This window comes from Streptomyces sp. LZ34 (assembly GCF_053890475.1).
The window spans coordinates 7,156,927-7,170,147 of record NZ_CM132680.1 but is presented as its reverse complement, the minus strand read 5'-3'; the positions used below and the strand labels follow the sequence as shown (position 1 = coordinate 7,170,147).

12 protein-coding genes are annotated in these 13,221 nt (G+C 69.3%); 8 read left to right on the top strand and 4 right to left on the bottom strand.

Features of this window, described 5'->3' with window-relative positions:
• Positions 1-19: 19 nt before the first annotated feature.
• Positions 20-2,128, top strand: a complete 2,109-nt coding sequence (locus ACWY4P_RS29670) for a hypothetical protein (RefSeq protein ID WP_456203455.1) — start codon at positions 20-22, stop codon at positions 2,126-2,128.
• A gap of 52 nt (positions 2,129-2,180) precedes the next feature.
• Here the strand turns inward: ACWY4P_RS29670 and ACWY4P_RS29665 are convergent, their stop codons facing one another.
• A complete protein-coding gene (locus ACWY4P_RS29665) occupies positions 2,181-2,900 on the bottom strand; it encodes a copper homeostasis protein CutC (RefSeq protein WP_456203453.1) in 720 nt (239 codons plus the stop codon).
• Positions 2,901-2,958: 58 nt separating this feature from the next.
• On the opposite strand from ACWY4P_RS29665, the gene ACWY4P_RS29660 reads away from it, so the two are divergent.
• The 3 genes from ACWY4P_RS29660 to ACWY4P_RS29650 are packed head-to-tail and all read left to right on the top strand — an operon-like array spanning position 2,959 to position 8,699.
• Positions 2,959-3,624 (top strand): HD domain-containing protein, encoded by a 666-nt coding sequence (locus ACWY4P_RS29660; protein ID WP_456203451.1) that lies wholly within the window; start codon positions 2,959-2,961, stop codon positions 3,622-3,624.
• A 58-nt stretch (positions 3,625-3,682) separates the two neighbouring features.
• Complete coding sequence (locus ACWY4P_RS29655; RefSeq protein WP_456203449.1) at positions 3,683-4,012, top strand: Pepco domain-containing protein; 330 nt, start codon at positions 3,683-3,685, stop codon at positions 4,010-4,012.
• A gap of 16 nt (positions 4,013-4,028) precedes the next feature.
• Positions 4,029-8,699 (top strand): HD domain-containing protein, encoded by a 4,671-nt coding sequence (locus ACWY4P_RS29650; RefSeq protein WP_456203447.1) that lies wholly within the window; start codon positions 4,029-4,031, stop codon positions 8,697-8,699.
• 11 nt (positions 8,700-8,710) lie between these two features.
• On the opposite strand, the gene ACWY4P_RS29645 is transcribed toward ACWY4P_RS29650, so the two are convergent.
• Both ACWY4P_RS29645 and ACWY4P_RS29640 read right to left on the bottom strand, forming a co-directional pair.
• The gene (locus ACWY4P_RS29645) at positions 8,711-8,938 is read right to left on the bottom strand and encodes a DUF397 domain-containing protein (RefSeq protein WP_456203445.1); all 228 of its coding nucleotides are present in this window, start codon (positions 8,936-8,938) and stop codon (positions 8,711-8,713) included.
• Complete coding sequence (locus ACWY4P_RS29640; RefSeq protein WP_456203443.1) at positions 8,935-9,765, bottom strand: helix-turn-helix domain-containing protein; 831 nt, start codon at positions 9,763-9,765, stop codon at positions 8,935-8,937. The genes ACWY4P_RS29645 and ACWY4P_RS29640 overlap by 4 nt, the downstream gene beginning before the upstream one ends.
• 170 nt (positions 9,766-9,935) lie before the next feature.
• Between ACWY4P_RS29640 and ACWY4P_RS29635 the strand changes: the two genes are divergently transcribed.
• The 3 genes from ACWY4P_RS29635 to ACWY4P_RS29625 all read left to right on the top strand — a co-directional run bounded on the left by ACWY4P_RS29635 (position 9,936) and on the right by ACWY4P_RS29625 (position 11,815).
• Positions 9,936-10,226 carry a hypothetical protein gene (locus ACWY4P_RS29635; protein ID WP_456203441.1) on the top strand — a complete coding sequence of 97 codons (291 nt, stop codon included), beginning with the start codon at positions 9,936-9,938 and terminating at the stop codon, positions 10,224-10,226.
• Positions 10,227-10,315: 89 nt separating this feature from the next.
• Positions 10,316-11,029, top strand: a complete 714-nt coding sequence (locus ACWY4P_RS29630) for a phosphatase PAP2 family protein (protein WP_456203439.1) — start codon at positions 10,316-10,318, stop codon at positions 11,027-11,029.
• A gap of 270 nt (positions 11,030-11,299) precedes the next feature.
• Positions 11,300-11,815: a GNAT family N-acetyltransferase gene (locus ACWY4P_RS29625; RefSeq protein ID WP_456203437.1), complete on the top strand. Its 516-nt coding sequence runs from the start codon at positions 11,300-11,302 to the stop codon at positions 11,813-11,815.
• A gap of 141 nt (positions 11,816-11,956) precedes the next feature.
• Here the strand turns inward: ACWY4P_RS29625 and ACWY4P_RS29620 are convergent, their stop codons facing one another.
• Positions 11,957-12,547, bottom strand: coding sequence for a TetR/AcrR family transcriptional regulator (locus ACWY4P_RS29620; RefSeq protein ID WP_456203436.1), 591 nt, complete (start codon positions 12,545-12,547; stop codon positions 11,957-11,959).
• A gap of 94 nt (positions 12,548-12,641) precedes the next feature.
• Between ACWY4P_RS29620 and ACWY4P_RS29615 the strand changes: the two genes are divergently transcribed.
• Positions 12,642-13,220, top strand: coding sequence for a dihydrofolate reductase family protein (locus ACWY4P_RS29615; protein WP_456203434.1), 579 nt, complete (start codon positions 12,642-12,644; stop codon positions 13,218-13,220).
• Position 13,221: the final 1 nt, after the last annotated feature.

Sequence of the window (13,221 nt, the reverse complement as noted above, 5' to 3'; positions counted from 1 at the left end):
CCGCGGACAAGGGGGACTCATGAGCAGAGCCGGGCGGCCGCAGGGGCCGCCGAAGGGCGGCACGGAAGAAGCGAACGCTCTGGCGGGGTTCCTGCGGGACCTCACCGCCGGGATGACCGTACGGGAACTGGAGAACCGCTACCACATCAGCAAGACCCTCTGGGGTGAGTACCGCTCCGGCGCCCGGATCATCCCGCTGGGCCGGCTCAACGCCGTGATCAAGGACCGCTTCCGGGACGAGCAGGGCCGGACCACGATGCTGGCCAAGGCGCGGCGCCTGTACGAGGCGGCGATCACGGCCGAGCAGAACATCCGCTCGGCGGACGACCCCGGCGCGGCGCGCCGTCAGGCCGAGGCGGACCGCGCCGAGTCGGAGAAGCTCGTCAAGGCGCTTCTACAGATCATCACCGCCCTCACGGACCCGGACGAGCCCGTCGTGGCCGGAGCGGACGCGGCGCTGGTGCAGCAGCACCTGGCCGCGGCACGCCACCGGCTGGGCATCGTGCGGCAGGTCCAGCAGGCCGCGGAGCAGGTGGAACGAGAGGTAGAGGTAGAGGTAGCAGAAGGCCGGGAAGAGGGAGGTGCCTCGCCGGATCCGGGTCGGGCAGGCGCGCCGGGCGCTGAGGCCGGTGACGGGGGCGGAGCTGAAGACCGTGACGAAGAGCGCGCTGACGACCGCGCTGACGACCGCGACGACGCCCGTCTGCCGGCCGTGTCGGCCCGCGGGGGCCTGATCCTCCAGTCGGCTCTGGTGCACGACGAAGTCGAGGAGCAGCGAACCGAAGTCGCCCGCCTGTGGCAGCAGATCCGCCCGGCGCTCCCCGGGTCGGACATCGTCCAGGGCATTGTCCTGGAACGCCGGGACAATCCGTTGACCAGCGGAATCCCCGGAGGAACCGGGAGCGGCGCGGACAACGCCGCCGGGCGCGCCGGGGGTGCTGGGGGTGCCGGGGGTGCCGGGGGTGCTGGGGGTGCCGGGGGTGCTGGGGGTGCTGGGGCCGCCACCAACGCCCCTGTCGCCGGGAGCCGCTCCACGGCCGCCCGCCCGCACCGCCGCCGTACCCAGCTGATCCTGGCCGCCGGGGCCGGGGTCGGGGCCGCCGTCGCGATCGCCACGGCGGGTGTGCTCCTTTACGGCTCCCCCGACCGCCACGACACCGGCGCAAGCAGCCCACCCTCATCGGCCCCGCAGCCGCCGTCCCCCTCCGGTCCGGCCGCGGTCGGCCCCTCCGGCTCGCGGAGCAGCGGCCCGACCTCCAGCCCCTCCGCCTCCTCGCCCCGGCACGAGGACGCCCGGCCGGACACCGACGACTCGGCGGACGCCGAGGACGCCAAGGACGCGGACGTCACCGACCCGGCCGGCGTCTACGCCGTCTCCAAGAACGGCAAAGTGCTGCAATGGGGCGGCACCGGCACATCCTGGCGGTCCATCGGCAGCGACGCCGACAGCGTCGTCGCGGGAGGAGCCGGCCTGTTCCGGATCAACAAGTCCGACAAGTGGATCTCCCAGTACCGTCCGGCGTCCCGCACCTGGGAACCGATCGGCTCTCCCGGCTTCCAGTTCATCCAGCAAGGCAGCACGCTCTACGGGCTCAAGCCGCAGCAAGACGCGGTCATGCGCTGGGACCGGGACAAAGATTGGACCCGCGTCGGGTTCAAGACCAAAGAGCTCTATGCCGGCCCGGTCGGACTGTTCGGCACCTACCCGGACAGCGGGGACATCTACAAGTACAGCGGCACCCCGGAAAAATGGGACAGGGTCGGCGGGCCAGGCAAGGACTTCGCGGTCGGCGAGCACCTGTGGGGTATCTCCCCGAGCGGCGACATGGTCCTGCAATGGTCCGAGAACGGCGACGCATGGTTCCAAGTCGGCGGCGCCGCCGACAAGATCTACGCGGGCGGTGCCGGGATGTTCATCGTCCGCGAGTCCACCGGACAGATCCTCAAGTACAACGGGAGTCCCTTCTCCTGGACCCTCATCGGCACCGCCGGCGCGGACCTGGTCGTCACCGACAGCTCGGTGTACCGCGTCTCCAGCGACCACAAGACCGTTTCCCGCTGGAGCGGCCAGGGCAGCACCTGGACCACCATCGGCCCCTCCGCCACCAGCCTCGCCGCCGTCGACTGAGCGGCCGCCTGCCCCGGCCGTGTCCTCAGGGCCGGGGCCGGGCACCGCCCGGTCAGCCCACCGGCACCGCCACGTCCAGCGCGGCCCGCCACTGGTGAACCGAGGCGATGTCCACGGGCCCGTCCCACCCCGAGGGCCGCGCCGCGCCGCCGATGTGGAAGGCGTCGATCCCGGCGGCGCGCAGCGCGGGCAGGTGATCGAGCCGCAGCCCGCCGCCCACCATGATCCGGGGCCCGGCCGCGCCACGCGCCGCCTCGTCCGCCAGGACCGGAAGCCCGTCGTCCACCCCGGCGGGCGACCCGGCGGTGAGATACGTATCCAGACCCGGAAGACCCGCGAGCTGCTGACGGAGCACATCACGATCGGCGGCCCGGTCGATGGCCCGGTGGAAGGTCCACCGGCTCTCGTCGAGCCCAGGGCCCGCACCGATGACCTCAACGAGCGCGCCGACGGCGGCCAGGTCGGCCAGCCCGTCGGGGGCCAGAAAGCCGAGTACGAACTCGTCCGCCCCTTCGGCCCGCAGCGCCGCCGCCCGCGCGCACAGCGCGTCGAGCGCGGCGGCGCCGCCGGCCGCGAAGCCGTCGGACGCGCGCAGCATCACCCGCAGCGGGATGTCCACGGCCGAGCGGATCGCGGCGAAGGTCTCGCGGGAGGGGCTGAGCCCGTCGGCGGCCATATCGGTGACCAGCTCGAGCCGGTCCGCCCCTCCGGCCTGCGCCGCGACCGCGTCCGTCACGTCGAGGGCGATCACCTCGAGAATTGGTCTAGACATGCTGAACAGCTTGCCACACCCCGTGCGCCCTGAAACCATCACCCCACACAATGGGCCCATGGCCGACCCCGCAGCCCGCCACCCCGCCCATGACGCCCTCCTCACCCGCTGGGCGACCCACCTCGACAGCGCCCGCGAGCCCGTCCGCGCCCCCTCCCCCACCCCGTACGGCCAGGACCTCCTCGCCCGCTGGGCCGAACCCCAGCGCCGCTACCACACCACCGACCACCTCATCGCGATCCTGGACCGGGTCGACGAGCTGATCGACCACGCCGCCGACCCCGCCGCCGTCCACCTCGCCGCCTGGTTCCACGACGCCGTCTACCTCCCCGACCGCTCCACCAACGAGGACCGCAGCGCCCGCCTCGCCGAGCGCGCCCTCCCCGAGGCGGGCGTCCCCCACGCACGTACGGCCGAAGTCGCCCGCCTGGTCCGCCTCACCCGCACCCACGCCCCCGCCCCCGGCGACACCAACGGCGAGGTGCTGTGCGACGCCGACCTGGCGGTGCTGGCAGGCACCCCCGAGGACTACGCCGCATACGCCGCCGCCGTCCGCGAGGAGTACGCCTTCGTCCCGGACGACGCCTTCCGCGAGGGCCGGGCGGGTGTACTGCGCGAACTGCTGACCATGCCGGGGCTGTTCCGTACGCCGGAGGCCCACGACCGCTGGGAGGACGCGGCCCGCCGGAATCTCGCGACGGAGCTGCGGCTGCTGGATGCGTAATATGTACCGCTCACAGCTCTAAAGTTGACGGACCATCCGCGCACGCCAGGGGGGCAGCATGGACGACAACGCAGCACAGCTGGAGGACCAGGCCCTGCCCTTCTGGGTCGAGGTGACCGAGGACTCCGACGACGACTCGATGGCCATCCTCGGCGGCGGAAACCCCGAGCTGCGCTTGGTCCCGCTCGGCCCGCTGCGCAAGAACCTCGCCGCGACCGTCGACGCGCTGCAGCAGGTCTTCGCCGACGTCGCGGCGCGGGGTGGCACCCTTCCGTTGGCGGAGGCCCAGCTGTCCTTCCAGGTCACCGCGAGCGGCGGCGTCCAGCTCATAGGCACCGGCCAGATCCAGGGCACCCGAGGGCTCACCCTCACCTTCAAGCGCCCGTAAGGCCGCGCCGGGCATCATGACCACACGGCACAGGGCGCTGCTCATCGGCGCAAGCGACTACGACGAGCCGGGGATCCGCTCGCTTCCCTTCGTACGGGACGACCTCGCGCGGCTGTCGGCGGCCCTCACCGAGCGGGGCTTCCACTCGGCGGAGGTGGCGGAGTCCAAGCGCGGCATCACGCTGAACTTTGTGAAGGAACAGGTCAGCCGCTTCCTGCGGGAGGCCAAGCGGGACGACTCGCTGATCATCCTGCTCAGCGGGCACGGCCAGCACTACGAGGGGACGGACTATCTGATCCCCGAGGACGCCAGCTTCCACGTCCATCCCTTCGCCTCCAGCTGCGTTCCGATCGACTGGGGCAAGGAGCTGAACGAGTGCCCCGCGCAACGGGTCGTCTTCCTCATCGACGCCTGCCGGGAGGGCATCGAGCAGGACTCGATGGGACCGGCGGGTGTCGAGGGGTGGAGCAGGCGGAAGCAGGCCGCCGCGCTGCGGCGTGAGGTCGCGTATGTGTACGCGTGCTCGCCCGGACAGTACGCGCTGTTCGTGCAGGAAAGGGAGGCCGTCCGGGAGGGGGCGGACGTCGAGACGGTGCCCGGTGAGTCGTTCAGCCTCTTCTCGCGGGCCGTGTGCGATGTGGTCGGCGGGCTGACGCATGCGCTGGACTTGGCAGAGTTCGAGGCGGCTGTGCAGGAGCGGATCGCCGAACTGCACACGGCCTACGGCAAGTCCAGGCCGCTGCAGCTGGTCCGGGTGAGGACGGAAGCGGAGAAGTCGGCCTTCGCCGTGCTGCCCGGCCCCCTCCGCGATCCCCGCGAGCACCCCTGGGTACGCGCGGTCGCCGGCCACCCGGCGTGGGAGCGGATCGATCCGGATCTGTGCGCGGCGCGCGACACGCTCAAGGAGCTGTGCGTCGAGCGGGCGGGGCGGCTGGCGGAGGCGTACGAGCGGAACGCCGCGGCGCTGCGGGACGATCCCTGGCACGACGCCGAGCTGGCCAAGCGCGTCCATGAGAAGGCCGAGTTCCTTACCGGCAAACTCGCCAAGGACGCCCGGTTGTCGCCGACCGAGGCCGCGGTGCTGACGCTGATGCCGTTCGTCAGCCAGGCGTTCTGGGCCCAGGAGGCCGCGCGCCGTATCGCTGCGCTCAGTGGTGACGAGGCCGACCGCACCCCAGAGAGCGACGCCTTCAGCTCTTTCATCCAGAGCTACCCCCGACTGGACCGCAGGTTGCGGCGGCTGCGGCAGACGGGGGCGACGGACGAGTCGGCGCACCACATCCGGTGGTGGCTGTTCCACCGCTGGCTGCTGCAACAACCGGATGTTTACGCGCCACAGGCCCTCAAGGAACTTCTCGGATCTCTGCCGTGTGGACCGGAACATCCTGCGTGGACGCGCGACGTACTGTCCGGCGATCGCCTCATCCGCTTCATCAAGGATCAGCGCACCGCCCCGTTCGCAACCCCTCGCCTCGGCGAACTCGCCGACCACGAGCCGATCGCCGCCAGCACCATCCATGAGCACGAGGTCCGCGAATCCCTCGTCGCCTGCCTTGCCAAGGCCGCCCACGCGCTGGCCGTCGATCCGGTCGACCTCCCCGAAGTCGTCGCCGAGCACCTCGGCATCTCCGACAGCGTCGACCTGACGGAGCTACGCACCACCCTGTGCGCATCCCAATGGCTCAGCTCCGGCGCCGGTCGCGCTCTGGCGACTGTATGCCAGCACCCGGCCGTGGAGATCGCCCTTCAGGAGCACGCCCAGCGCGTGGACTCCCTGCTCCGCGACATCAACCAGTCCTCGGCCAAGGCGGGCCATGCTCTCGCCCCGCTGAGCACCCTGCCCCCGTACGCCAACGCAGGCCGAGTGCGCCCCAGCGGCAGCGCGCCCGCCAACCTCTCCTCTGGCATTCGCTTCCACCTCGCCGAGGACCGGGTGCAAGAGCTGTTGATGGGTGAGGAGCTGTACGGCGACCGAGGGCTGGCTGTCCGCGAGCTCTACCAGAACGCCCTGGACGCGTGCCGTTACCGGGACGCACGTACGACGTATCTGCGCCGGACGGGTCGGCGGGTGGAGGAGTGGGAAGGGCTGATCGAATTCGTCCAAGGCGTCGACGAATCGGGCCGTCCCTACCTGGAGTGCCGGGACAACGGCATCGGCATGGGCGTCAACGAACTGAGCCGCACGTTCTCACAAGGCGGGGCGCGCTTCGTGGACCTGCCGGAGTATGTCGAGGAGGCCGCCGACTGGGCCGAGCTCGACCCGCCCGTCGAGCTGTTCCCGAATAGCCGGTTCGGCATCGGCGTGCTCAGCTACTTCATGCTCGCCGACGAAATCACGGTCCATACGTGTCGTCTGGACCGTGAGGGGCACCCTCGGCGCCTGGTGAAGGTCACGATCGCGGGCCCCGGCAACCTCTTCCGCATCGAAGACGAGGGGCCGGGCGAGTGGGCGGGCACACGGGTGCGGCTGCATCTCACCACACGGGCGGCGCAGCAGTCGGCGTTGGATCAACTAACCAAGGTACTGTGGGTGGCGCCGTACCGGACGCAGGTGGTGCATGGATCTCGGACGCAGGAGTGGGAGCCGGGGATCTTGCGGGCGGATCTCGCCGCCCTCTATGAGGAGCCCCGCTTCCCTGCCCGCAAGTTGGGCCATTCCTATCCGTCGTGTGATCCAAATCTTTGGTGGGCGCAGAAAAGCGGCATCGTGCTCGCCGACGGCATCCTGACCGACAACATCGGCCTTTTCTACAGCAAGGGTGTGATCGTCAACCTGCACGGCAAGGACCGCCCCTTGCTTTCCGTGGACCGACGGCGGATGCGCTCATACAGCGCCGCCCGCGTGCATTCGATGATGCGGGCCGCGATTCCCAGCCTGTTTGACAACACATTCCCAGGTGCCCAATCGGTGGTAACCCGCGCCTGGCTGGGCGAAGTGAGTGAGCACACGGTCACCTTCGCCGACGAGGTCACCGATCAGGCAGGAGAAGTAGGTGTCACCTGGCCCGTGGAAGGCCAAGAGCTGCCTGCGGCGATCACCGGCTTCTTCCCCCCTGACACCCTATTGCTGTCTCTGGTGACGGGTGCGTATTCACCGCCAGTCGGCCACCGGCGGAAATGGCCGTTCCTCGTGCGCATGATCCCGGCTGCAGTCCTCCGGTGGCGGCTGCCTGTCTTGTACGCGGCGGGAATCGGCGACGGTCCCAGCCCTGTCCTTGAGCACACTCAATCGCTACCTATCGCCCGCCCATCGGACCTGTATCTATTGAGCTCCCAATCCGATGGCACTCCCAGGGCCTGGTACGGAACAGTCACGTCAAGGGACTCGGCGCGGCAAATCAGGGGTGCGCACCTATCCGCATTCCAGAAGACCGGGTGGCCCACCCTCCAAGGGCTCTTCCGCTGGCGGTCGCCGTCCGCTAACGTCACGGCGGCCGACGTCTTCTCCTGCGTAGCACGGACTCAGCGCTCCGCCGCATATGTCGTAACCCGGCTCAGCCAGCTGGGTTATTACACGCCAGAGCTTTTCGGTGCGGTGGACGTGGTTGCCGCTGACGTGGCCCTGCTGAAACCCATTGGCCAACACAAAGGCTGGCTCTCTCCCGGCTCCGTACTCTCGATGGCTCAGATCTCCTACAGCGCAGCCCATGCCGGGTGCTCCCCCTCCGAGGCCGCCGCACGCCTGACTCAACTGGGCTACCGAATGCCAGACCACTCGTATCGGACCACACCCTGGGCTCCGGAGGACGCGCAGGTACTGAGGGCATTGTGGTTCGACGGCGAGAAGCCCATCCCGGCTGACCGGGCCCACGAGATCTCGACGGCCCGCATCGCCTACCTGGCATTCAGTCGCGGGCGGTCGGTTGGTGCTCTTGTTGAGCTATTGCAAGAAGCCGGTTTCGCGGCTCCTTCGGAGACAGCGCGGCTCGATCTCACCCAGGACGACGACAGCATCCTGCTCTCAGACGACTTGCCTGTTGATCGGCCCGTCCCCCGCGGACAGCTGGCAGCTCTTGCTCTGCGCCTCGGCCGCCCGGTGTCCGAGGTCGCGCAGCGCCTGACCACGCTGGGTTTTCGGGTTCCTGATCCCCTCCCTGATGCCAGCCTCGTGACCGCCGAGGATGCGGAGCTGTTCAAGAACCGTCGCCGGGTGAGCGGAGCCCGATGGCCCGCCGAGGAAGAGCCCCTGGACGTGTTCACCCTCAGGAAACTGGGAGAGCGAACCACGACCTCACTGTACGACCTGACGGTGCGTCTAACAGCCATCGGTTACCACATCGCGCCAGACCCTGCGCTGTTGCAGAGGTTAGACGCCACAGAACTCACCAATGTGCCGAATCGCAGCCATAAGGAGCCCATCACTAAAGAAGAGCTGTATGCAACCGCCCAACTCATCGACAGCAGCATGGACGACATCGCTGACGGTCTGACCCGCCTGGGGCTGGTAGTCGAACCAATTCCCGCTGAGTTCAGGGCCGACATCGCCGCCGAAGAAGTCCTCGCGGAAGTCCTTGATCCGTACACTTCCGCCACTGCCGAGTCCATGACCCAAGACAGCCGCATCGGCCCCATCTCACTCCCCGCCCTCGCCTCAGTCGCCATGCGCTACCAGAGCACCTTCCACGAGGTAGCGCTCCTCGCCACGCGGCTCGGCATGGCGCATGAGGCGGAGGAGTGGTTCGGGTAAGGCAGCCAGGGTCAGGCGTCGGGGAACTCTCCGCGTATGAGGGCAGAGACGAACGACGACCAGCCCTCTGCCGAGAAAATCAGCGCCGGGCCGTGGGGGGCCTTGGAGTCACGGACCGGGACGGCGCTGTGGGTCTGGGTGAAGGTGCGGGAGAACTCGACGCACTGGCCACCGCTGGCGTCGCTGTACGAAGACCTGACCCACTCGCCGCCAGTGATGTCCAAGTCGGCACTCGTCATGCGCGGAACTCCTTCGCCAGAGTCTTGATCAGAGTCAATGATCGGTCCGGGGACAGCGCGTGCGCCCTGAGCAAGTCGTAGTCATCCAGGGCGGCGGCGACTGTCTGAGCGGAGTCGTGCATCCGGCCTCCTACCCTGGTCTCGGTGTAAAGCACCGCGGGAGAGTCCGTGAAGCGCAACACAGTGAAGGGCTTCGCGTGTGCGGCCGGAATGCCTGCCGAAAACGGCAAGACCTGGAGCCTGATGTGCGGTGACGCGGCTGCCGCCAGCATGTACTCAAGCTGTCCGGTCATGACCTCAGCACCGCCTACGACCGTTCGCAGGCACGCCTCATTCAGGATGACCCACCAGAACGGCGGAGCATCCAGTTCGAACACCTCACGCCGCCGCAGTCGGGCCGCGACCTTGCCCTCGATCACCTCGTCTTCTTCCCGTGCGAAGTACGCGCGGAAGATGGCCCGTGCGTACTCCTCCGTCTGGAGAATGCCGCTCACGAGGTTCGTCGAGTAGTCCAGTACACGCGACGCCTTCCGCTCCAGGTTGAGATAGGGCACGAACCACGACGGGTGGTCGCCCTCGTCGATCCTCCGCAGCATGCCCGCGAACAACTCCCCCGTGCCGAAGGCAATATCGCACCCCTTCGCGAACTTCTCACTCGGCCTGGGCAGCATCTTCCCGGCCTCCACCCTGCTGACGTACGCCTCCGAGTAGCCGGTGGCCCTGCCCAGGTTCTTCTGCGTGAGCTTGCGGGCGAGACGGACCTGTTTGACGTCACGTCCGAAGCGCTGGAGGGGATTCAAGTGTGCGGATGGGGTCGTCTCGTCCACTGCCGTGACCTCTCGCCATGTGATCGCAGCGCGCATCGCGGCAGGTCGCCGACTTGCGCACCGCCGGTCAAGCCACCTCATTCTATTGGAAACCGCGTTTCCCGGGTGACCAACTGACTACACACGGTGCCTATGCCTATGCGGGCGCCGGGACGAGAAGAGGTGAAGCCATGAGAGGTCTGCGTCTCCTGCCATGGTCCGGCCCGGACGGCAAGCCGTGCTACCTGTCGACCGATGACGGCAACAGCCGACTGAGCCGCAGGGCAGACGAGATCGAGGCACTGCAACTCGGCATGGGCAGCCAACTGCTCGGCCACGCCGCCGCACTGCTTGCCGACAACAAGGCGAGCAGCCGCGAACTCCGCTTCCTGGCCCACCGGCTGACCGAGGCGCTGAGCGACGCGTTGCGTGTGGCCGAGAGCAGGGGCGGGCGGCTGCTCGCGTACAACGACGAGACCTGACATCACACGCCAACCCTGACGATCGTCAGGGGGCGGGGGTGTCTTTCGGGTCGGGTGTCCGTCGACCACCGTCTCTAGCGTCGGGCGGCATGGAATCCAAAACTCCGCACGGCGCCCGCCGTCGGGTACTCGGTTCGCTGGTGGCACTGGGCGCGGGAGCGGGGGCTCTCGCGCTGCTCTACCCGGGCGGGCTGGGGAAGGCCGGGCCGGTGGAGGTGACCGGCGGCGCCTCGGTGGCGGTGTACCGGGCGGTGAACGGGGCGGTGGGCAATGCGCCGTCGTGGGTGGGGGCGTTGGTGGACCTCGTCGCCGACGGGCTCTTGGTCGTCCTCGGGTTGCTCCTGGCGTGGGCGGGGTGGGCGGCCGTGCGGCGGCGCAGTGCCCGTGACGTCGCCGGGGTGGTCCTGATCGGTGTCGGGACCGTCGTCGCGTACGCGGTCAGCGAGGCGCTGAAGCTGGTGGTGGACGAGGAGCGGCCGTGTCGGGCGGTTCGTGGGGCCGAGGTGTTGGCCGACTGCCCGGTGGCGGGCGACTGGTCGTTCCCGAGCAACCACGCCACCCTCGCGGCCGGGCTCGCCGTCGGCCTGGCCATGGTGCGCCCGCGCCTGGCGGCCGTCGCGTTGCCGCTGGGGGCGGTGGTGGCGGTGGCGCGCGTGGCGGCGGGCGTGCACTATCCGCACGATGTGCTGGCCGGCGCGGCGCTCGGGGCCGCCGTCGTCATCGCGACGGTGTGGTCGGCCACCCCGCCCGCCGCCCGGGCCGTGGCGGTGCTGCTCAATCGGCGAGCGCGGCCGAGTCCCTGACGGCACGGAGGCCGTGAGCCGCCCGACACCGCTCAAGGTGACCTCGGCTCAAGGCATTTGGTACGCTCCGGTGGTTCGTGTCGATCAAGGTTGAGGATGACGGGGAGGGTGAGTTGATGGCCGCGCCGAAGGCCACTGCGCCGCGCAGCGCCCGGACCGTCCTCACGTCCCGGGCGACGGCCTGATCCAAGCAACCTCGCCTCGCTGGGAGCGTGAGCTCGCGAGGCACTCCTGCACGAACCTCACCATGAAACGGATCTTCATCCCATCATGCGTACCCACAACCAGTGGATCACCCGCGCCGAGACGCAGGCCGACATCCCGGCCATCCGCGACATCGTCCTCGCCGCCTTCGACACCCCGTACGAGGCCGATCTCATCGACGCCCTGCGCGCCGACGTGTCGTGGATCGAGGGCCTGTCCGTCGTCAGCACCGACGAGGACGGCCGGCCCGTCGGCCACGCGCTGCTGACGCGCTGCCACATCGGCGACACCCCGGCCCTGTGCCTGGCCCCGGTCTCCGTGCTCCCCGAGCACCAGAAGACCGGCGCCGGGTCCGTGGCCATCCGTGCCGCGCTCGCCGCGGCCAGGGGCCTGGGCGAGTACTACGTCACCGTCCTCGGACACCCGGCGTACTACCCGCGCTTCGGTTTCACCCGCGCCTCCACCCACGGCATCGGCGTGACCCTCGACGTCCCGGATGAGGCCATGATGGCCCTCACCCTGGACGAGGCCCACCCGCTGCCGAGCGGCACCGTCCGCTACGCGGCGCCCTTCGGGATCTAACGACCCGTAAACGGCCGTGCGAGGGGCTCCGGCTCCTCGCACGGCTGCTGTCTGGGCCCGTCCGGCACCTGAGTTGTGGTGAGTTTGGGACGGCGACACGCCGACGCCACGGCGTGTCGGTGTCTCATACTCACCACAAAGTCACTGACTGCCCGGCCCGCCGGCCAGGAGGCGCTCGACCAGGGCGGTGACCAGGTCGCGGCGGTGCTCCTCCGAGAAGAGATCGGGGAGGGTGAGCCGCTCGAGGATCAGCCAGTTGAGCGCCAGGTACAGCAGGACCACCGTGGTCCCGTCCCCGGGCAGGCCGGACTTCAAGTGATAGCTGATGTTGAAGTCGACGTCGGTACGGATGCGGCGAGTCAGGACCTCACGCAACTCCGGTCGGCGGGTGGCCTCCAGGCGCAGCTCCAGCATGGCCAGGAAACCTGTGGGGAACGCGGCCACCCTGTCCACCAAGCCGTGCATCAGCTCGGTGACCCGGGCGCGGTCGCGGGGGCCTTCGAGGCCGGAGGCGAGCTCCGCCTCGCCAGGGTCCAGCCGTTCGTACACGCGCTCACCGGCCTGGGTGAGCATGTCGTCGCGGTTGGCGAAGTAGTTGGAGGCCGTGCCCGCGGGCACGGCCGCTTGCTGGTCGACGGCGCGGAAGGTCAGCCCTCGCGCGCCCTCGCGGGCCAGCACCTCGATCGCGGCGTCGAGCAGCGCCGCCCTTCTCTCTGGATTGCGTCGCACCATTTCGTCGTTGACACCACTTCACTTGTAGTACTACGGTCTAACCACTCCAAACAAAGTACTACATCCGGAGTTTCTCCGGGGGGCGAGGTTCCAGATGCGAAAGCTTGTGTACTACGTCGCGGTCTCCATCGACAGCTTCATCGCGGGCCCAGGCGGGGAGTTCGACTTCTATCCGGAGGCGCCGGACATGGTGGAGTACCTGCGCGCGGAGCTCCCCGAAACCATGCCCACCCACATCCGACCGCACATCGGTCTCGAGGGAGTGCCCAACAAGCGCTTCGACACCGTGGTCATGGGGCGCGGCACCTACCAGCCCGGTCTGGACGCCGGCGTGACCAGCCCGTACGCGCATCTGCGCCAGTACGTGGTCTCCCGCTCCATCCCCGAGATCGCCGACCCGGCCGTCGAACTGGTCCCCGATGACCCGATCGGCCTCGTACGGCGACTCAAGTCCGAGGACGGCGGCGGCGACATCTGGCTGTGCGGCGGGGGTGTGCTGGCCGGGCACCTTCTGCCCGAGATCGACGAGCTGGTGCTGAAGCGGTACCCGGTCGTCGCCGGCGGCGGCGTGCCCGCCTTCGCCGGAGGGTTCCGGCCCCGCCCGTTCGCGCCCGTGGAGACGCTCACCTTCAGCCACGGCGGGACCGTCACCACCTACCGCCCGGCGGCGTAGC

Excerpts from the sequence above, each read along its gene's own strand:
- ACWY4P_RS29650 (WP_456203447.1), top strand. The coding sequence starts at position 4,029 with ATGACCACACGGCACAGGGCGCTGCTCATCGGCGCAAGCGACTACGAC.
- ACWY4P_RS29615 (WP_456203434.1), top strand. The coding sequence starts at position 12,642 with ATGCGAAAGCTTGTGTACTACGTCGCGGTCTCCATCGACAGCTTCATC.
- ACWY4P_RS29660 (WP_456203451.1), top strand. The coding sequence starts at position 2,959 with ATGGCCGACCCCGCAGCCCGCCACCCCGCCCATGACGCCCTCCTCACC.
- ACWY4P_RS29620 (WP_456203436.1), bottom strand. The coding sequence starts at position 12,547 with ATGGTGCGACGCAATCCAGAGAGAAGGGCGGCGCTGCTCGACGCCGCG.
- ACWY4P_RS29625 (WP_456203437.1), top strand. The coding sequence starts at position 11,300 with ATGCGTACCCACAACCAGTGGATCACCCGCGCCGAGACGCAGGCCGAC.
- ACWY4P_RS29655 (WP_456203449.1), top strand. The coding sequence starts at position 3,683 with ATGGACGACAACGCAGCACAGCTGGAGGACCAGGCCCTGCCCTTCTGG.
- ACWY4P_RS29630 (WP_456203439.1), top strand. The coding sequence starts at position 10,316 with ATGGAATCCAAAACTCCGCACGGCGCCCGCCGTCGGGTACTCGGTTCG.
- ACWY4P_RS29665 (WP_456203453.1), bottom strand. The coding sequence starts at position 2,900 with ATGTCTAGACCAATTCTCGAGGTGATCGCCCTCGACGTGACGGACGCG.
- ACWY4P_RS29670 (WP_456203455.1), top strand. The coding sequence starts at position 20 with ATGAGCAGAGCCGGGCGGCCGCAGGGGCCGCCGAAGGGCGGCACGGAA.
- ACWY4P_RS29635 (WP_456203441.1), top strand. The coding sequence starts at position 9,936 with ATGAGAGGTCTGCGTCTCCTGCCATGGTCCGGCCCGGACGGCAAGCCG.
- ACWY4P_RS29645 (WP_456203445.1), bottom strand. The coding sequence starts at position 8,938 with ATGACGAGTGCCGACTTGGACATCACTGGCGGCGAGTGGGTCAGGTCT.